The organism is Paraburkholderia sp. HP33-1 (genome assembly GCF_021390595.1).
GTDB lineage: Bacteria > Pseudomonadota > Gammaproteobacteria > Burkholderiales > Burkholderiaceae > Paraburkholderia.
On sequence record NZ_JAJEJR010000001.1, the window covers coordinates 1,162,336 to 1,181,484 of the forward strand.

Annotated in this window: 16 protein-coding genes; 5 read left to right on the forward strand and 11 right to left on the reverse strand. The window is 64.1% G+C overall.

Features of this window, described 5'->3' with window-relative positions; genetic code table 11:
• Positions 1-159 precede the first annotated feature (159 nt).
• The 10 genes from L0U81_RS05340 to L0U81_RS05385 all read right to left on the reverse strand — a co-directional run bounded on the left by L0U81_RS05340 (position 160) and on the right by L0U81_RS05385 (position 11,381).
• On the reverse strand, positions 160-1,248 hold the full coding sequence (locus tag L0U81_RS05340; protein ID WP_233800580.1) for a Csu type fimbrial protein: 1,089 nt from the start codon (positions 1,246-1,248) through the stop codon (positions 160-162).
• Positions 1,227-3,548: a fimbria/pilus outer membrane usher protein gene (locus tag L0U81_RS05345; protein ID WP_233800582.1), complete on the reverse strand. Its 2,322-nt coding sequence runs from the start codon at positions 3,546-3,548 to the stop codon at positions 1,227-1,229. Before L0U81_RS05345 ends, L0U81_RS05340 begins: the two co-directional genes overlap by 22 nt.
• Positions 3,549-3,705: 157 nt before the next feature.
• Positions 3,706-4,455 (reverse strand): fimbrial biogenesis chaperone, encoded by a 750-nt coding sequence (locus tag L0U81_RS05350; RefSeq protein ID WP_233800584.1) that lies wholly within the window; start codon positions 4,453-4,455, stop codon positions 3,706-3,708.
• A gap of 64 nt (positions 4,456-4,519) precedes the next feature.
• On the reverse strand, positions 4,520-5,020 hold the full coding sequence (locus L0U81_RS05355; RefSeq protein WP_233800586.1) for a Csu type fimbrial protein: 501 nt from the start codon (positions 5,018-5,020) through the stop codon (positions 4,520-4,522).
• 318 nt (positions 5,021-5,338) lie between these two features.
• On the reverse strand, positions 5,339-5,707 hold the full coding sequence (locus tag L0U81_RS05360; RefSeq protein WP_233800588.1) for a Na+/H+ antiporter subunit G: 369 nt from the start codon (positions 5,705-5,707) through the stop codon (positions 5,339-5,341).
• Between the two features lie 14 nt (positions 5,708-5,721).
• Positions 5,722-5,997 carry a K+/H+ antiporter subunit F gene (locus L0U81_RS05365; protein WP_233800590.1) on the reverse strand — a complete coding sequence of 92 codons (276 nt, stop codon included), beginning with the start codon at positions 5,995-5,997 and terminating at the stop codon, positions 5,722-5,724.
• Positions 5,991-6,485 carry a Na+/H+ antiporter subunit E gene (locus L0U81_RS05370; protein WP_233800592.1) on the reverse strand — a complete coding sequence of 165 codons (495 nt, stop codon included), beginning with the start codon at positions 6,483-6,485 and terminating at the stop codon, positions 5,991-5,993. The genes L0U81_RS05365 and L0U81_RS05370 overlap by 7 nt, the downstream gene beginning before the upstream one ends.
• Positions 6,486-6,487: 2 nt before the next feature.
• Positions 6,488-8,251 (reverse strand): monovalent cation/H+ antiporter subunit D, encoded by a 1,764-nt coding sequence (locus tag L0U81_RS05375; protein ID WP_233800594.1) that lies wholly within the window; start codon positions 8,249-8,251, stop codon positions 6,488-6,490.
• Positions 8,248-8,580 (reverse strand): Na+/H+ antiporter subunit C, encoded by a 333-nt coding sequence (locus L0U81_RS05380; RefSeq protein ID WP_233800596.1) that lies wholly within the window; start codon positions 8,578-8,580, stop codon positions 8,248-8,250. Before L0U81_RS05380 ends, L0U81_RS05375 begins: the two co-directional genes overlap by 4 nt.
• On the reverse strand, positions 8,580-11,381 hold the full coding sequence (locus tag L0U81_RS05385) for a monovalent cation/H+ antiporter subunit A (protein ID WP_233800598.1): 2,802 nt from the start codon (positions 11,379-11,381) through the stop codon (positions 8,580-8,582). The genes L0U81_RS05380 and L0U81_RS05385 overlap by 1 nt, the downstream gene beginning before the upstream one ends.
• Before the next feature lie 276 nt (positions 11,382-11,657).
• Between L0U81_RS05385 and L0U81_RS05390 the strand changes: the two genes are divergently transcribed.
• The 3 genes from L0U81_RS05390 to L0U81_RS05400 all read left to right on the forward strand — a co-directional run bounded on the left by L0U81_RS05390 (position 11,658) and on the right by L0U81_RS05400 (position 15,320).
• On the forward strand, positions 11,658-12,560 hold the full coding sequence (locus L0U81_RS05390) for a class I SAM-dependent methyltransferase (protein WP_233800600.1): 903 nt from the start codon (positions 11,658-11,660) through the stop codon (positions 12,558-12,560).
• A gap of 73 nt (positions 12,561-12,633) precedes the next feature.
• Positions 12,634-13,830, forward strand: a complete 1,197-nt coding sequence (locus L0U81_RS05395; RefSeq protein ID WP_233800602.1) for a phytanoyl-CoA dioxygenase family protein — start codon at positions 12,634-12,636, stop codon at positions 13,828-13,830.
• A gap of 227 nt (positions 13,831-14,057) precedes the next feature.
• Entirely contained in the window at positions 14,058-15,320 is a 1,263-nt protein-coding gene (locus L0U81_RS05400; protein ID WP_233800604.1) for an MFS transporter, read from the forward strand.
• 33 nt (positions 15,321-15,353) lie between these two features.
• Here the strand turns inward: L0U81_RS05400 and L0U81_RS05405 are convergent, their stop codons facing one another.
• Positions 15,354-16,346 carry a chemotaxis protein CheV gene (locus L0U81_RS05405; protein ID WP_233800606.1) on the reverse strand — a complete coding sequence of 331 codons (993 nt, stop codon included), beginning with the start codon at positions 16,344-16,346 and terminating at the stop codon, positions 15,354-15,356.
• A 360-nt stretch (positions 16,347-16,706) separates the two neighbouring features.
• On the opposite strand from L0U81_RS05405, the gene L0U81_RS05410 reads away from it, so the two are divergent.
• Together L0U81_RS05410 and L0U81_RS05415 are read left to right on the forward strand one after the other, a co-directional pair.
• Entirely contained in the window at positions 16,707-17,273 is a 567-nt protein-coding gene (locus L0U81_RS05410) for a DUF4142 domain-containing protein (RefSeq protein WP_233800608.1), read from the forward strand.
• 110 nt (positions 17,274-17,383) lie between these two features.
• Positions 17,384-19,123: a tetratricopeptide repeat protein gene (locus tag L0U81_RS05415; RefSeq protein WP_233800610.1), complete on the forward strand. Its 1,740-nt coding sequence runs from the start codon at positions 17,384-17,386 to the stop codon at positions 19,121-19,123.
• Positions 19,124-19,149: the final 26 nt, after the last annotated feature.

The window sequence follows — 19,149 nt, forward strand, 5'->3', positions numbered from 1 at the left end:
AGCTTGCTGTTGAAGCTTTCGCACTAGCCGTTCTCCCAAGGGCTGCCGAGCTCGATGCAAGCCGTCTGTGCGACCTTCGTACGCCTCAGACTATGGGCCCCGTAGGCGAACCATTGAGAACGACCAGACTCGCAGTCACACCCGGGATTCCTCGAGCGCTCAAAACTGCAAGGTCACCAGGACTGTGTCTTCATACTGACCTGGCCGGACGTACTGACCAGCGTCAATCTTTCCATAGACCGGGATTGCCTGATCGCTGCCGGTCCCGACACCCTCTACGACATCCTGCGTCGCCCCATTGAAACTATTACCCCAGTTTAGCGTGTCGGCTGCATCGATATACAGGCCGTAACTGAGGGTGTCGGTGCCGTCGGCTGTGGTCATCTTGCGCGACGTCGTCGTGGCGCCAGGGTACGAGCCTTCATTGAGCCCGATCAGGTAGGTCTGCCCGGCCGCGCAATGGGCGGTGATCGTGGCCTGGCCGGTCGTCAGGCTCGCGCCCCCCGTGTAGTTACCGAAGTTGAGCTCTGATGCGCTCACAGTGCAGGCTCCCAGCACTTGGGCCGTGATGGGGACGGCCAGCGTTTGCGTGCACGCGCCACCGGCCGTACACGTCAGAGTTACGGTAACGGAGTCTTCATAAGTACCGGAGGCTGGAGTTGCTTGCGCCGGAATACTGCCGTAAATCGTCGCAGTAATGACTATGGGCGGCTTAACAGTGTTCCCTGTGTTGTAATGCGAAGTTCCCCCAGCGTTGTTGCCCCAAATCGTCGTGTGAGCGGCATCCGTATAGAGGTTATAAGCAAGTGTGCTAGTGCCACTGGCCATTTGGCGCTGTGTGTACACCCCGGAACTCCCGGTGGATAGGTCCAGCGTGGCCGTTGAGGTTCCTGTGCCGGTGCAGTTCATTGTTATCGTGCCGGTAATGGTCGTCGCGGTCCCTGAGAACGTCCCGAATGAGACACCCGTTGTGGATAGCGTACACACCGCGACCGCATGAGCAGGAGTTGGCGCAATCACAACAAGCAGTGCGGTCAGAGCGAACGCGCGTACCCACCTCGCCGCGACGACACCTCGAATGCCATCAGAAAGATCGGACACACACTTGGACCCCGAGACGTTTCCGAAGGCGACTCTCGGCGACGCGATGGCGACGCTTTTGACTTTCGCCCAGGCAAGCCCGGCGAACATCAGCAACGCAAGACCCGCAAGAGCGCGGGCTGACGCTAAGGGGTGTTTTTGCGGCATGTCAGCGGCCCTATCCTGGGTATTTCGTTTGCGGTCGGTGTGTAGCTGAACGAAACCACGCAGTGATCGCCGTCCGGGAGTCGCACGACGACCTGGTTCGTCTTGTCAAGGTTCTCGACGAAGGCCTCGCCGTCATAGCCGACCGGCACAATGGCACCCGTGGTCTGGAGCGTCGCCGAGCTGCCGAGGGGAATCGGTCGCCCCGCCTCATCCACCAGTATAAGCAGCGCCCCATTTGATTTGCTGATCGGGAAACGGACCACGACGCCGGAACGGTCCGGCGGCCGTACCGTGTGTGCGACGTCTGGAACCTGGGCATCGATCGGCACGTCGCCCGGGTCGATCGCCAGATGGTTGTCGATCCAGGGCAGCAAGTCGGGCACCAGCAACTGCCCGTGGGCGTCGGTCACGCCGGCCGGGCGGTTCTCGTAGAGGACATGAACGCCACCGACTCCACTTGTGTTCACCACCGCGAAACTGTTGTTGACCGTGTTGGTGGGGAAGAGCCGGTTGTCGACGAAACTGACGGCACCTTGCGCCTCGAGGCGGAACGTCGTCTCGTTGTCGAGGCGATCCCCTCCGACGGTGAACAGCCCAAAAGGCGACTTGTACTGCAACTGGGCGAACTCATGATCCACGTTGCCGCCGGCGGCATAGACCTGATAGCCCAATTCTCCGACGTTCGCCGCTGAGCGCTGAGCCTGGACCTGCGCCCCGGCGGGCGACCCGCGTTGATAGAGACCGCTCGCGCTGACCGTGTCGCGGCGCCCTATCGGTATGGTGACGCCCACCGTGGCGCCGGTGCTACCTTGCGCGAAGTCGTGAAAACCGGTGGCGTACAGGTACACGCTGTGGAACAGCGCCACCGAATAGCTGGCCGTCAGTATCTTCGAATGCAGGCTGGTAACGAACGGCTCGGCGGTGTCGAGCGGCAACGACTGGGAACCCGGTGGGACGATGGAAGGCGTGCCGCTCACGCTTGACAAGAACAGCGTCCTCGGCTGATCGATTTGAGCCCACGCCACGCCGAGTGTGCCCCACCTGCCCAGCGCGGTGCTGGCGCTGGCGGTGATCTGCCGAACCGGGACGGGATTGCCCTGCGTCGCTGCTATGTCGCTGAAATTGTTAGTAGCCAGCTGCGCCGAGACGCCGAAGCTGAATAGCTGACCGGTCCGCTGCAGACCGAAAGCGACTTCGCCGCCCGATTGGCCCCGCCCGAAGCTGCCGGCGACGCCGAAGTTCACCACGGCGACGTTGAAGAGGTTGGCCACCAGTCCTCCACCGGCCATGAACTGGCCTGCCGTCCCCTCGGCGTGCGCCTCGATGGTCACGTAGTCGGTGAGACCGCGCCGGTAGGTGCCCAAGGCGGCGAAGTCGCCATAGTCGTTGCTCAGGATGCCCCAGTTGCGGCGCACGAACCCGCTCTCCAAAGAGTAGGTCTGCAGGCCAGGCGCGAGCAGGCTGGGGCTCGCGTAGAACGACAACGTACTGGTGACCTGCTGGCCGAGTGCGTTGGTGACGTTCAACTGCACCTGGCCGGCACCGGTGATCACCGGCAGTTGCTGGACCTCGAACGGGCCCGGCTGAACCTGCTGCGAGAGCGCCCGCGTGCCGTTGACCAGCACGTCGACCGTAGAGGGCACGGCAACCGATCCCGCCAGGGTCGGCACCGGAAACGTTACCAGATCGGGCCGCATGCTGAAGTCGTGGCTCATCTGCGCGCCACCCAGGCGCACCGGCCGGGTCCAGGCGAGCCCGCCGGTGATGACGTCGCCGAGGCTGTAGCGGTTCTGCGATCCGACGTCGGGGTAGACGTAGGTGGAATCGAGCCGGATGGGCGCGCTGCCAGTTCCCCCGAGCGCAGAACCGGCGAAGGCAAGAAAGTCTGTTGACGCAACGCCGAATGGCGAGAAGAACCGCCCATCGAAGAGACCGCTGCCGTACTCACGGCCGTTCGTGACAGCTCCGTTGACGTCGTAGTTGAGCGTAACCCCGGTGCTGCTTTCCACGGGCGCGCCGGAGACCGCGCGGTTCCTCGGGCGCAGTTGTTTCGTCAGAAGCGCGCTGTCTGCGGCGGTGATGTAGAGGGTCTCGGTCGCTATGTCCACCCGCACGCTCACGCCCGGCAGCGAGCCGATGGCGTATAAGCCGCTGGCGTCCGGCGAGACCCCGGAGGGGACGCGCAGGCCAAGGTTGGTCAGGGACTCGCCGGTGGCGAGCAGCTCGCCGTCGCGCAGGACGACGTCCGCGATCAGGTTGGTCGGATTCCCATTGATCACCACCTCGAGCAGCAGCAACATCTGTCCCTCGGGCGGGACTATGGGCTGCGCCGAGCCGGAAGGCGGAGCGGGAGAGGGACCTGGCGCATCGGAGGCGCGCGCGCCTGTCAGTGCGGCACCCCAGGCAAAGAAGAAAAGAGTGGCGACCGCCAGCTTCGCGAGGAGCGCCCGGTCACACTCACGGGCCAGCAAGGGGTTGATCGACCGGGCCTGATTCGGCGTGCGCGGTCACCCTTAGCGTCTGTCCGGAAGGCGAGAAGCCCTTCGACAGGATCCGCCAACGGCGTGTCGCTCCGGGAAGGACGTACGGCGAGCCGCTTTCGTCGATCGCGATCGCGCGACCATCGGCCGCGGTCAGCGCAATATCGCTGAACTCGTCGTGTCTCGTGCCTCTATTGACCGCGACCAGATAGTACTCGCCGCCAGCGGGCTGCAGGCTCCAACTCACCCGGGGCGCGGCGTGCGCCGTCGCCGCCGGCTCGGCGAAGACCGGGATTGAAAATCGGAACGCGAAATTCACCGTGCCAGGTTGCCGCGGCGGCGGCACCTGGTCGAGCAGGATCCGGTAGGCGGCCTCCTGTTCCTCGGCCGGCCGTCGCAGCACCAGCCGCACAACCTGCTTTGTCCCGGTCCGAATGTGGCCGATCGGCGGGCTGACCGCCAATTCATCTGTGACCGTAAGCTGATCGACGCCGCCCGCCTGGCTCCAGGAATAGGGCCGCACCTGGAAGGCGACGTCGCGGCCCGTTTGGTTCTCGATGTGGAGTACTGCCGAAGTCTGGCCGCGCGCGAACACGACGCCCACTGGCTCCACCATCAACCCCCCGGTGGTTTGCTGACTCTCGGCGGTACGAGCCCCGGCCAGGGCCAGGATCGCAGCGGCAAGGATGATACGCCCTGCTGACGAAGCGCTTCTCAGTGCAACCATTAGGGACTCCCTCATTCGCTGACACACACCGATCTGTCAAGCGCTTGATGATTAGAGCGCCTGATTAATAGGAAACGGTCACCGTGACCGTGTCGCTATAGTTACCTGCCTGAACGAACTGGTCCGCCGGCACCCGGCCGTAGACCGTCAAGGCCTGAGCGCTACCGGTACCCGTTCCCGTTGCGGGGTTCGCGCCACCCACATCGTCCCAATTCGTGGTGCGCGTCGTATCGGAGAAGAGGTGGTACAGGAGGGTGTCGGTGCCAGGCCCCGCCATCCTGCGGTCCGTAACGCCCGTGCCCGTCAGGCCTTGATTGAGCCCGACGGTGTAGGCCGTCCCGTTCGAGCATGTCGCGGTGATCGTGGCTGTGGAATCCAACTGCGCGCCTGAGTAGGCGCCGAATGCCATGTCGGTGGCGCTCACGGTGCAGTTGGCGTTCACCGTGGCGGTCACTACCATCGTGGTGGTTGCAGGGGACTGGGCAGAGGCCCGCGAGAGCGGCAGGGCGGCAATCAGCGCCGTTCCGAGACCGACAATAAGGCGCTTTCTTGAAGTGACCCGCATAGACAAGCTCCTGAGTCAAATCCGCAGTACTCGGTACAGGCAATGGATCGCCGAACTCAAGGGTATTTATAAGTTAACTCGGAATTGAAGTCCAGGTCAGTCATATCAGTGTTCAAGAAAAATTGATTTGAAAACTGGACCCGTACTTGCTTAGCAGTGCAATGGAAGCGGACGAACTCATGTGCGGGCAGGGGAATCTTACGGCAGCCTTCTCGACGGCGATTCAGTCGGCAACACCGCATGACCAATTCGAATCAAAGGCGTAGGCCGAAAAATCACAATTTGATTCCAAATTAAACGGGCTTTTCATTTCCGCCGTCAACGCTCCCCCGTATCCCCCCGCTCCGCACACGCCCCCGTAACAGGCGGCCGCCCCCGCGTCGCCTCCGACAACGGCACACCCTGCTGAATCCCAGCCTTCGCCAGCATATGTGCACTAATCGGCGCCGTAAGAAACAGAAACGCCGGAATCAGCAACTCATGCAGACTCGCAAAGTTGTGGTGGAAGCTGAAATACACCACCGACGCGAGCACGATGCCGCCCACGCCGAGCGTGGTCGATTTGGTCGGCCCGTGCAGCCGCATGAAGAAGTCAGGCAGCCGCGCGAGCCCAATCGCGCCGATCAGCATGAACAGACTGCCGACGAGCAGCAGCACACAAACGATCGCTTCGATAACGATTTGCATCGGCACGCCTCGCGCTAGTTGAGTTCGATGATGTCGCCGCGCTGCAGGTACTTGGTGAGCGCGACGGTGCCCACGAAACCCATGACGGCGATCAGCAGCGCAACCTCGAAGAGGACCGTCGAGCGCAGGCTGATTCCGTACAAGACGATCAACGCGATCGCATTGATATTGAGGGTATCGAGCGCGACGATGCGGTCGGGTAGCGACGGACCGCGCACGAGGCGCCAGAGTGTGAGCAGGAACGCGATGCCGAGGATCGCGAGCGAGATCGGGATCACGATCGCTAGCATGCGAAGATCTCCATCAAAGGGGCTTCATAACGGGACTTGATGAGCGCGATGAGCTCCGCTTCGTCGTCGAGGTCGAGCACGTGCACGCACAGGCGCGCGCGGTCGTCGCTGAGTTCGGCGCACAGCGTGCCGGGGCTCAACGAGACCACGCTGACGAGTAACGTGAGCGCGATCTCATGGGTGCTGTCGAGCGGCACTTCGATGAACGCCGGGCGCAGCCGCTTCGTCGGCCCGAGCACGAGCAGCGCAACTTCGACGTTGGCGACGATGATGTCGACGACCACGCGCAAGGCGAGACGCACGAGCAGCCACGGCCGGCCGAAGCGCAACGGCCGCAGCCACAGGCCTTCGGCTACGCGAAAAGAGATCACGCAGCCGAGCGCGGCGCCGAGCAGCAGATTGCCCGGCGAGACGTCGTTCATCAGCAGCACCCAGCAGATGATCAGCACCACAGTGAGCCAGGGGTGGGGGAAGAGCCTTTTCAACATTGTCAGTTCCCTTGAGCGTCGGACGTTGGCGCCGCAGGCAGGATCGCGTGCACGTAAGCGGCGCGATCGAAGAGCTGCGCCGCCGTATCGGTGAGATAGTGCCGCACCGCGCCCGCGCCGAGCGTGATGGCCACGACGCAGCCGAGCAGCAGCGCGCAGGCGGCGAGCTTCGCGTTACTGCCGCGCGGTGCTCGCTCCTCATTGCCGGCGACGGCGCGCGCGGCGGGCGCGGCCCACATCAGGCGCGTGCCCGTGCGGCTCAGCGCGACGATCGAGAGCAGGCTCGACAGCAGTACGGCCGGCCACAGCACAGCTACCGCGCCGTTGGCCGTGGCGGCTAGCACCATTGCCTTGCCGAGGAAGCCCGAGAGCGGCGGCAGGCCGGCGGCGCCTACCGCGGCGATCAGATAAAGCAGCGCGGCAAGGTTCGACGGCCACGGTTCATGCGTTAGCGAGGCCGCTTCAACATTGCCTTGGGCTTCGGCTTGAGCGGGGTCGACGGCAAGCCCGGCAAGCGCACCGGCCGTCGCGACCTGTAGCGGCTGCACCCGCGCAAGCGTCGCCACCACTTCGTCGTCCGGCTCTGGCGTGATGGCTGCCGCGGCTGCGTCGTCGAGCGCTTCGAGCGAGCCGGGTTCGGTCGTGTCGGCATCGGCGGACACGGCGGAAACAGCGGCGTGGACGGCGTGGGGCGTCGCGGCTATCTCGGGTTCGAGCGTGTCCGCGAGCAGGAACAGCGCGCCTGTGCAGAGCGTCGTGCTGATCAGGTAGTAGAGCAGGGCGCTCCATGCAAGCGGCGTCTGTTGCGTGATCGCCGCGACCAGCAGACCCACCGAGACGAGCACGAGATAGCCCGTCGTGGTCTTGAGACTCGACACCGCGAGCGCGCCCAGCGCGCCGAACACGATCGTCGCGATCGCGAGCCACCATGCCCACTGATGCATGAACGCATCGAGTACGCCGCCCGCCGCGCCGAACACGAGTGCGTCGCAACGCAGCATCGCATAGATACCGACCTTGGTCATGATCGCGAACAGCGCGGCCACTGGGCCGATGGCGCTGCGGTAGGCCTGCGGTAGCCAGAACGACATCGGAAATACGGCGGCCTTCAGGCCGAACACGAGCATCAGCGTCGCGCCCGCGAACTGCGCGAGCGGCAGTGACTCGGGGCCGAGACGGGCAAGACGTTCGCCCATGTCGGCCATGTTGAGCGTGCCCGTGATGCCGTAGAGCACGCCGACCGCGATCAGGAAGAACGACGAGCCCACGAGGTTCATCAGCAGATAGTGCAGCCCGTTGCGCACCCGCCGCTCGCCGCCACCATGCAGCAGCAGCGCGTACGACGCGATCAGCAGCAGCTCGAAGAACACGAACAGGTTGAAGAGGTCGCCCGCGAGGAAAGCGCCGTTCAGGCCCATCAGCTCGAACTGGAACAGCGCGCGGAAATAGCGGCCGCGCCTCGCGTCCTCGCTGGAGGTGCCGAGCAGGCAGCAGACCGCGAGCACGGCGGTGAGCACCAGCATGAGCGCGCCGAGCCGGTCGAGTTGCAGCACGATGCCGAACGGCGCGGGCCATGCGCCGAGCGCGTAGCTCGCGATCTCGCCGTGCGCCGCGCGCGCCATCAGCAGGCACGCGATGGGCAGCAGCGCGATGATGGCGACCGCGTTGACCGCGCGCTGCAGGCGTTTCGCGCGCAGTGGCAGCGCGACGATGAGTCCCGCTGTAAAGAGTGGAATCAGGATCGGGAGCAGGAGGGCGTGGTTCATTCGCTGCGCGTCTCCTCGCCATTGACGTGATCGTTGCCCGTGATCGAAAACGAGCGAAGCGCGAGCACCACGGTGAAGGCCGTCATCGCGAAGCCGATCACGATGGCCGTCAGCACGAGCGCCTGCGGCACCGGATCGACGTATTGCGCCCCCGCCACGATGACGGCCGGCTTGCCGAGCGCGAGCCGGCCCATGCCGAGCAGGAACAGGTTGATCGCATACGAGAACAGTGTGATGCCGAGAATCACGGGCAACACGCGCGCGCACAGCAGCAGGTAGATGCCGCACGCGCAAAGCACGCCGATCGCGATGGCAAAGGCGGCTTCCATCAGCTTTTCTCCACGGATTGCATGTCTTTGTCGCGCACGCCGAGGTGCGAGACGATCGTGAGCGTCGTGCCGACCACCGCGCCCACCACCCCGAGATCGAACAGCATCGCCGTGGACAGTTCGATTTCTCCGATGACCGGCAGATGCAGATGCCCGAACGCACTGGTCAAGAACGGCCGGCCGAACACGAGACTGCCGAGCCCCGTGGTCGCGGCGATCAGAATGCCGAGGCCTGCGAGCGAGCGGTAGTTGAGGTGGATGCGCGACTCGGTCCACAGCACGCCATTCGCGACGTATTGCAGCAACAGCGCGATCGAGATGATCAGCGACGCGATGAAGCCGCCGCCTGGCAGGTTGTGGCCGCGCAGGAACACGAACACGGCGACGAGCATGGTGAGCGGCAGCATGAGCCGCGCGAGAATCGCGAGCATCAGCGGATGCGATTGCGACGACCACGGCCGGCCGTCCGGCCCCGCGTCGGGCGACTTCAGGCGCAGCCCGCGCAGCAGCGCCTTGACGGCGAGCCCCGCCACCACGAGCACGCTGATTTCGACCATCGTATCGAAGCCGCGGAAATCGACGAGGATCACATTGACGACGTTGTGGCCGCCGCTGCCGGGCAGCGCGTTGGCGAGGAAGTACGGCGCGATGCCCGCCACCGGCGCGCTCGTCATGATCTTGTACGTGACGCCGCCGAGCATCGCGCCGCCCGCGAGCGCGAGCACGCCGTTGCGCAGCCGCACGGGAAGCGGCTCGACGGCGCTCTGCAGCGCGGGCAGGAAATAGACGGCCAGCACGAGCAGCAGGATCGTGACCACCTCGACGGAGATCTGTGTGAGCGCGAGATCGGGCGCGGAGAAGCGCACGAAGGCGAGCGACACGAGCAGCCCGCAGGTGCTCAGCATCACGAGTGCGTAAAGCGTGTGCGTTCGCACGAGCACCACGCCGACGGCGAGCAGCGACATCAGCATGAGGCCGCCGGGCGTAACCAGATCGAGCGGCAGGCGCGCGTGGCTACCGCTCCAGGTGTCGAGCGCGACGAGCGATACGCCCGGCACGATCAGCATCGCCGCGATCATCCACGCGAGGTAGGCCGGCAACGAGCGCGTCTCGAACACGCGCACGATCACGCCGGCGCTTTGTTCGAGACGCTGCACGAGGCGGTCGAAGATTTCGCTGGCGTTCAGCTCGGTGAGCAACGTGCGGTGATGGCGGAACGCATTGCGGCGCAGGAAAAAGAGGGCCGCGCCGGCCGCGAACGACACCACGCTCATCACGAGCGGCGTGTTGATACCGTGCCACAGGCTCAGGTTGTATGCGGGCACCTTGCCGCCAAGGGTGAACCACGCCGCGGACTCGAGCAGCCTGCCGATGCTTTGCTGCGGGAACAGGCCGATCAGCAGGCACAGCGCCACGAGAATCTCGACCGGCAGCTTCATGAAGCGCGGCGGCTCGTGCGGCGGATAGTGCGGCAGATCGCGCGGCGTCTTGCCGTCGAAGAACACGCCCCACACGAAGCGCAGCGAGTACGCCACCGAGAGCGCCGCGGCCACGATCGCGACGACCGGCACGAAAAGGTTCAAGGGCCCGAACATGCTTTGCGCGAGCGTTTCGCCGAAGAACATTTCCTTGGAGAGGAAGCCGTTGAGCAGCGGCACGCCGGCCATCGCCAGCGACGCCACGCTCGCGAGCGCGGCCGTATGCGGCATGTACCTGCGCAGGCCGCGCAGACGGCCCAGATCGCGCGTGCCCGTCTCGTGATCGATGATGCCCGCCGCCATGAAAAGCGACGCCTTGAACACGGCGTGGTTGATCGTGTGAAAGAGCGCGGCCACGGTCGAAAGCTCCGTGTCGAGGCCGAACAGCAGCACGATCAAGCCGAGATGACTGATGGTCGAATACGCGAGCAGGCCCTTAAGATCGCGCTGGATCAGCGCCATCCCGGCGCCGCCCACGAGCGTGACGAGCCCGGCGAGCGTCGCCGTGTACGCCCAGAGCGGCGTACCTTCGAAGACCGGAAAGAGACGCGCGAGCAGGAACACGCCGGCCTTCACCATGGTCGCCGAATGCAGATAGGCCGACACGGGCGTGGGCGCCGACATCGCGTGCGGTAGCCAGAAATGGAAGGGAAACTGCGCCGACTTCGTGAACGCCGCGAACAGCGTGAGCAGCAGGATGGTCGGGTAGAGCGGATCGTGCCGCACCTTGTCCACCTGGGCGAGCACGTCGTTCAGCTCGTAGCTGCCGCAGACGTGGCCGAGCAGCAGCACGGCCGCGAGCAGCGCGAGGCCCCCGGCGCCGGTGATGGTAAGCGCCATGCGCGCGCCACGCCTGGCGTCGGGCCGCGATGGCCAGAAGCCGATCAGCAGGAACGAGACGAGGCTCGTGAGCTCCCAGAAGATGACGAGCAGCAGCAGGTTGTTCGACAGCACGATGCCGAGCATCGCGCCCATGAAGAGCAGAAGCAGCTGGTACAGACGCGGCAACGCATCGCTGCCGGCGAGGTAATAGCGTGCGTAGATGAAGACGAGCAGACCGATCGCGAGTACGAGCAGCGCGAACATGAACGAGAGGCCATCGAGGCGCAGCGATAGCGCGAGGCCGATGTCGGGTACCCACTCACGACGCCATTGCATCACGTCGTGGTCAGCCAGACCCACACGCTCGCTCAGCAACAGCCCGCAGCCGAACAGCGCCGCCGCGAAGGCGATCCACGTGCAGAGCGCGGCAGCGCGCCGCCTCGTGAGCGCAATGAGCGCCGCAGCTACGAACGGAAGTGCGACGAGCCACCCCAAAACCATTCGATACCCTCCGGGAGTTCCAGTGCATGATATGCGTGGTTGGCCGGTGGGAGTAGGCGGGCGTGCCACCTGCCGGGCGGCTGCCCACGGGGCACAATCATAGCGGCAAACCGGTCGGCAGTTCACATCAATACACGAAGCATGAATATACGCAGTCCGAAGCGCAGTGAGCCGACTGCCGCAGAGTCATTCCAATTGTTACGGACGCGCGTCGATTTAAAACCCCTCGCGACCGTGCCATAATCGGCAAACTTGACGACCGGCCGAGGCGCCAAATTGAAAGGAACTGAACTGGATCTGTATGCAACTGAAGAGCCAGGCCACACCCTGGCTTTCAATCTTTTCGATGGCACATGGGTGTCGGATGTGCCGGGCTATGGTTTAGGTATGGCGCCCCATTTCGACGACGGGCGTCTGCACTGGTTCGAGACGGTGTGCGGGGGATTCTCCGGAAAAAGCGTGCTCGAACTCGGCCCCATGGAAGGCGGCCACACGTTCATGATGGCGAGAGCCGGCGCCTCGCGGGTGCTGGCTATCGAGGCGAATTCGAAGTCCTTTCTGAAATGCCTGCTCGTGCAGAATGCGTTGAAGTTCAATGCCGAATTCATGTATGGCGATTTCAGGGAATTGCTGAAAAAACGCGATCAGCGATTCGATCTGATTCTGGCAAGCGGCGTGCTTTACCACATGATCGATCCGGTATCACTACTGGAAAATATGGCGCACGCGTCCGACTCGATTTGCATCTGGACACACTATTACGATGCCGAAGTCGCGCGCACGAATACGAACATGCAGAGCCACGTCGATCCGACGCCAACCGTTTCGGAGTTTCGCGGACGCGAAGTTCATCTCCATCGATATAGTTATCTCGACAGCATCAACAACGCGAAATTTATCGGCGGGACTGCTCCGCACGCCAACTGGATGACCCGCGAGAGCCTGATGACAGTCCTCGACGCACTCGATATGACGGTGATCGTAGGACTGGACCATCGCGATCAGCATCCGGCCGGCCCGTCGATTCTTCTTTATGCCGCTCACATACCGCATTTCGATGAGGCGCGATATCTCCAGCTCAACCCCGACGTAGCGCAAGCCGTTGCGCAAAAACATTTGAACTCTGGCGCGGAACATTACATCCGCTTTGGTCGCGCGGAAGGGCGCTCGTTCGAGTGATCGACACCGCGGAACCAGCGTCCTGTTCAAGCCAGTTCCCGAAAACGCGAACCCGGAAAGTTTCCTGTAAAAAATGAATACTCTCGAAAATCAGCGCTTTTTCGATAAGCCCGTCGTTGCAGAGGTACCGATCGACACTCAGACCCAGGTCTTCAAATTCGAAAAATTTCCGGCGGCGGGCCCGATTCCCTGGCTCGATCGACCGGATGCACTGGAGCGGGTCGCCGAGCTTTTGTCCAGCGGAGTCATCAGCGAGCAGCAGGCCGAGTGGTGCAGAAAATGGGAGAGTGACGGCTACCTGATCATTGAAGGCTTCTTCAAGGACGAACAGCTCGATGCAACATGGCAAGCCTATGAAAACGCCATTGCCGACGGCACGCTGCAACCGCCGCACCAACCGCTGTTTGAAGGCGATACGCTGCCGGGCCGCACGCTGAATCCGCATGTCAACGTACCGGCAGTTCGCGAAATGCTATTCGACGCGCGCATGAACGAGCTCGTGAGTCTGCTGCTGGGTGCGAAATCGGCGCCTTTCCAGACGATCGGTGGTCACAAGAGCAGCGAGCAACTTGAGCATTCCGATTCGATTCACATGTCGACCTATCCGAACGGGTATCTCGTCGCGAACTGGATCGCCTTCGAGGATATTCATCCGGACTCGGGCCCGCTCGTCTATCACCCCGGCACGCACAAGCTGCCGTATGCGATGTCGACTGAACTGGGCATGCCGTTCGGTTGCGGTTATTCGGCTTATCACGACATCTACGAACCCGCGATACAGAAGCTCATCGCTGAACATTCAGCTGGCCCGCAGTATTTCTACCCGAAGAAGGGCGACGTGCTGTTGTGGCACGCGAACCTGCTGCACGGCGGCAGCAAGCTGCGCGATCCACAGCACGCGAGTCGCAAGGCGCTCGTTTGCCATTTCTTCGCGGATGGCTGTTTGTGCTATCACGACCTGACCGGCATGCCGTCGAGCCTGACGCCGATCGTCAACTTCGACGGCCACGCGTACCTCGACGCCAATCCGGACGTGGCGGCGAGCGGTGGCGATGCATTGCAGCACTACGTCTACTACGGTCGATTCGAAGGCCGCCCGTTGAGCAGCGCCGAATCGATTCAACGCAAGGCACGGCTCGCCCAACTGCCTGACGGGTTCGATGCGAAGCTCTACCTCGAAGCGAATCCCGACGTCGCGGCGGCGGGTGTCGACGCGGTCAATCACTTCATCGAGTTCGGCCGCGCGGAGGGCCGACCGCTGCGGCCCTGAGTCTTGCATGGCGCCGAAGCAGGCGAGGGCGGCCTGCTTCGGCGAATTCGCAGAAAAGTGCATGCTGAAACCTTTCGCACGCCTGTGCCCACGATCCAAAGCCGGCATCCATTGGAGCGCGGTCGAGCCGCCCGCGCCAACCCCCTTTCGACACGTCCTCCGATCTTGCTCTAAACTAGCGCCCGCCCAATCCACGGCCCGATGCGCCACGATACGAACAACGACTGATGTCCTCAACCTCCACCGATCCCGTCGATCCCCAGAATTTCAGCCTGTCGAAACACCTGCCGTTCCAGCGTTTCTGGTGCACCCGCATCCTGTCGTCGCTATCGTTCCAGATGCTCGCGGTCGCGATGGGCTGGCATGTCTACGCGATCACGCATAGCGCATTCGCCCTCGGCCTCGTCGGCCTCGCGCAGTTTCTGCCGATTTTCCTGCTGACGCTCGTGGTCGGCCATGTCGCCGATCGTTACGATCGGCGCCGCATCGCCGCCGTCTGCCAGAGCCTTGGAAGCGTCGCCGCATTGCTGTTCGCGATCGGCACCTTCGGCGGCTGGATCAGTGCGCCGGTCATCTACGCGCTGGCCGCCTGCGTCGGCGCCGCGCGCGCGTTCGAGTCGCCCTCGGTGACGTCGCTGCTGCCGGCTGTCGTACCGCGCGGCTATCTGCCGAAGGCGACCGCGTGGTCCACGTCCGCGAATCAGACCGCGCAGATCGCCGGGCCTGCGCTCGGTGGTCTGCTGTTCGGCATCGGTCCGGGTGCCGCATATCTGGCGTGCGCGCTGTCGTACGCGGCCGCGGCGGCCTCGGTGTGGAGCATTCCGCTGCAGATGAAGCCAGCGAGCCGCGCGCCTGTCACGCTCGAGTCGATCTTCTCGGGCATCAGGTTCATTCGCCGCGAGCCGGTGATTCTCGGCGCGTTGTCGCTCGATCTGTTCGCGGTGCTGTTCGGCGGCGCGACCGCGTTGTTGCCGATCTTCGCGCGCGACGTGCTGCATGCGGGCCCGATCGGACTCGGGCTACTGCGTTCGGCCACGGCGGTCGGTGCGCTCTCGGGCACGCTCTGGCTCGCGCATTTTCCGTTGCGCAACCGGCCCGGCGCGGCGATGTTCGGCGGCGTGCTCGCGTTCGGCCTCGCGACGATCGTGTTCGGGCTATCGCACCAGTTCATCGTGTCGCTGCTCGCGCTGATGGTGCTCGGCGCGTCGGACACGATCAGCGTGGTGGTGCGGCTTTCGCTCGTACAACTGCGCACGCCTGATGACATGCTCGGTCGCGTCAGCGCGGTCAATTCGTTGTTCGTTGGGACCTCGAATCAATTGGGGGAGTTCGAATCGGGCCTGACCGCGGGATGGTGGGGCGCGCAGCCGGCGGTGCTGGTCGGCGGTGTCGCGACGATCGCGATCACGCTGTTGTGGATGCGGTTCTTTCCGGAATTGCGGCAAGCGCGCACGCTCGAGCGCGAAGAGGCGCTCGCTGCGAGCGCCTAGTTGCTTGCCGCGCATCGTTGAGCGCAGCGGGCCTCAACCCGCCGCCACTTTCGCCGGCGCAACCCCGAGCGCATTGCGGATCGCATCGGCGAGTTCGCTCGCCGCGAACTTCGCGACATAGCCGTTGGCGCCCGCGTTCTTCACATGCGCCTCATTCGCCGCGCCCGTCAGCGACGAGTGAATGAGCACCGGAATATCGCGCGTGCGCTCGTCGGCCTTGATCTGGCGCGTCAGCATGAAGCCGTCCATCTCGGGCATCTCGAGATCGGTCAGCACCAGCGCAATGCTGTCCTTCGCGCGCGTGCCGTTTTGCTGCGCTTCGCGTGCGATCTGCTGCAGCGTCTGCCACGCTTCCTCGCCGGTCTTCGTCATGATGTAGTCCGCGCCGATCGCGGCGAGCGCCTGCTCGATCAGCTTGCGCGCGAAGCCGGAGTCGTCGGCGGCGAGGATCTTCGCGCCGCGGGGAATGCCGAGCGCTTCGCCGACCGAGGCTGGATCGACGCTCGGATGCTGCGACGGAAACACGTCGCGCAACACCTGCTCGACGTCGATCACCTGCGCGAGCCGCGAGTCACCGGTATTGCCGTCGATGCGCGCGATGCTCGTGACCAGCTGGCCGCCCGCCGAGCCCTCGGCCGACATCACCTGGTTCCATTCGAGCCGCACGATCTCGTCGACTTCCTCGACCGCGAAGGCCTGCGTCGAACGCGCGAACTCGGTGACGAGCAGGATGTTCAGGCCGCGCGTCGGCTCGCAGCCCATCAGCCGCGGCAGGTCGATCACGGGGATGATCTGCCCGCGAATGTCGACCGCTCCCATCACGAACGGCGACGATCCGGCGATCGGCGTGACGCTCGGCATCGTCGAGATTTCGCGCACCTTGAACACGTTGATCCCATACAGCTCATGCGCGTCGCTGCCCGGCACGCAACCGAGACGGTATAGCAGCAGTTCGAACTTGTTGGAGCTCGTCAGATTGCTGCGTTCGGTGTTGCGGTCGTGATTGGCGCGGTGATCGTCTGCCATTGGAATCGTTCCCCAGGGTTACGGTGCTGACCGGTGCCAGGCGGCGCCTGTCTCTGGTTATCGGCGGCGATGGCAAAAAATTCAGCACTGCGTGGCGGTTTGAGCGACGCGCGTGGTTCATCCGCATACGGCAAAAGAATGCGAATTCATATGAGGGTTACCTAACGTTACAGAAGCGACAGCAGCGTTTCACCTGCCCGGCGACGTCGCTCCTAGAATCGGTAGCGACAAAAGCGTGGCGCCGCGCTGGGCTCGCAAGCCGCCCGCAGGGTTTTGCCTCGCACGCTTCGTTCGCGGCGCACACGTATCCGTCGTTTCGCTTTCACCTGCTTTCACCGGCATTCACCTCAAGGAGAACGTATGATCCGCCTGCCTTCCGTCCCGCTCGCCCGCATCGCTGCCGCTGCCTGCTTTGGTGGTCTTCTGACGGCCGCCTCGGTGGCCAGCGCGCAGAGCGCCGCGCCCGCGGACAAGGACCGCCTGCATGCGGCCGACCAGACTTTCATCGCGGATGGCACGCAAGCAGTCGCGACGCAGCGCGACGCCGCGCGTATCGCTACCGCGCGCTCGACGGACCGCGAAGTGAAGGCCTTTGCCGAACGCGTGTCGAGCGACGACGCGAAGATCACCGACACCTTGCGCGCCGCGAGTCCGCGTGGCGTCGACGTGCCGAAGAACGATCCCGATGCCGCCGTGCTCGCGAGCATCAACAACTTGCGCGGCGCGGACTTCGACAAGAGGTACATCGAGGAGGTCGCGCTCGCGGGTGAACAGAAAGCGCTATCCGCGTTTCAGGCGGAAATCGCATCCGGCCGCGACGAGAAGTTGAAGGACGCCGCGAAACAGGCGCTGCCGACGATCCAGCAGCACTATGCGATGGCGGAGGAACTCGCGAAGCGCAAGCATCTGTCCGTGGCCGCGCAATAAGCGGGCATCACGCCGCAACGCGGCAGCGGCGGTACTGCGGATGAGGGCTTTTCGGCGATAATCGGGCGCTTCTTCCGACGATTCTTCGCGCCTTCGATTCCAGGTACCGCATGAGCAAGCCAGTCAGTCTGCCGCAACAGTTGGACCATCTGCTTCGACAAGCCGTCGCGCTTCAGCAGAACGGCGCGCTCGTCGAAGCGGAGGAACTCTATCGCGAGATTCTCGAACTGAAGCCGAAGCATGGCGACGCGTTGCGCTGGCTCGGCGAATTGGCGCTGCAAACGGGCCGTCTGCAGGAAGGCGTCGATCTGCTGAAGAAGACGCTCGCGCTCAACCCGAAACAGCCGGCTGTGCATTCGAATCTCGCCTATGCGCTGAACGCGTTGCAGCGTCATGACGAAGCGCTCGCCTGTGCCGAGCGTGCGCTCGTGATGCAGCCGAAATTCGCCGATGCGTTGAATAATCGCGGTAACGCGTTGGCGGTGTTGAACCGTCTGCCCGATGCGCTCGCGAGCTACGAGCGCGCGCTGTCGCTTGCGCCGGAGTTCGCGGCGGCGTGGAACAATCGCGCGTGCGTGCTGCGCGATCTCGGCCGTTATGCCGATGCACTCGACAGCTGCGACCAGGCGCTCGCATTGCAGCCGAATTATCCGGATGCGTGGAGCAATCGCGGCAACGTGCTCGGTGATCTGAACCAGCCACACGAAGCGCAGCGCTGCTACCAACGCGCGCTGGAACTCGCGCCTGCATTCGTCGATGCATGGAACAACCTCGGTCTCGCGCAGATCGATCTGAATCAGCGCGAAGAGGCGTTGTCGAGCTATGAGCATGCGCTTGCGCTGAATCCCGCATCGGCCGAAGCGCACTGGAACCAGGCGCTGTGCCTGCTGCAGATGGGGCGCTTCGATACCGGCTGGCGCGAATACGAATGGCGCTGGGAGCGCAGCCGCATCAAGGCCGGCCAGCGCGGGTTCGCGCAGCCGCTGTGGCTCGGCGATTTTCCGCTCGACGGCAAAACGATCCTGCTGCATGCGGAGCAGGGCCTCGGCGACACGCTGCAGTTCTGCCGCTATGCGTCGCGCGTCGCCGGGCTCGGCGCGAAGGTCGTGCTCGAAGTGCCGGGCGCGTTGTTGCGGCTTCTGTCGACGCTCGATGGTGTAGATCAGTTGGTCGAAGCGGGGCAGCCGTTGCCGCCATTCGATTGTCATTGCCCGCTGCTGAGCTTGCCGCTTGCGTTCAACACGAACGAAGCGAGCATTCCGGCCGCCACGCCGTATCTCTTTGCGCAGCCCGCAGCGGTGAACGAATGGCGCGAACGTATCGAACGGGACGGCAACACCAACCCGGGTGACAACGCAATCAGGCCACTGAAAGTCGGCCTCGTCTGGGCCGGCGAGAACCGCGCGCATGTCGCGGAGCTGCGCAAGATCGACGCGCGCCGCTCGCTCGTGTTCGAGCAACTCGCGCCGCTCCTCGACGTGCCGAACGTACGCTTCTTCAGTGTGCAGAAGGGCGCGGCCGCGCCGCAACTCGCCGAAAGCGCCCACCGTGAACGTGTCGCCGATTACACGGACCTGCTGCACGATTTCGCCGATACCGCTGCGCTCGTCGCCAGTCTCGATCTGGTGATTTCGGTCGATACCTCCACCGCGCATCTGGCCGGCGCGCTCGACAAACCCGTCTGGATCCTGAACCGCTTCGACACCTGCTGGCGCTGGCTGCTCGAACGCAGCGACACGCCGTGGTATCGGTCCGCGCGTCTGTTCCGCCAACCGGCGCTCGGTGATTGGGACAGCGTGATCGACGCCGTGCGCGACGCATTGGCCGAGCTGAGCGCATCGCCTTCGTAACGCGTTTTTGCCGACGCGCGTAGACT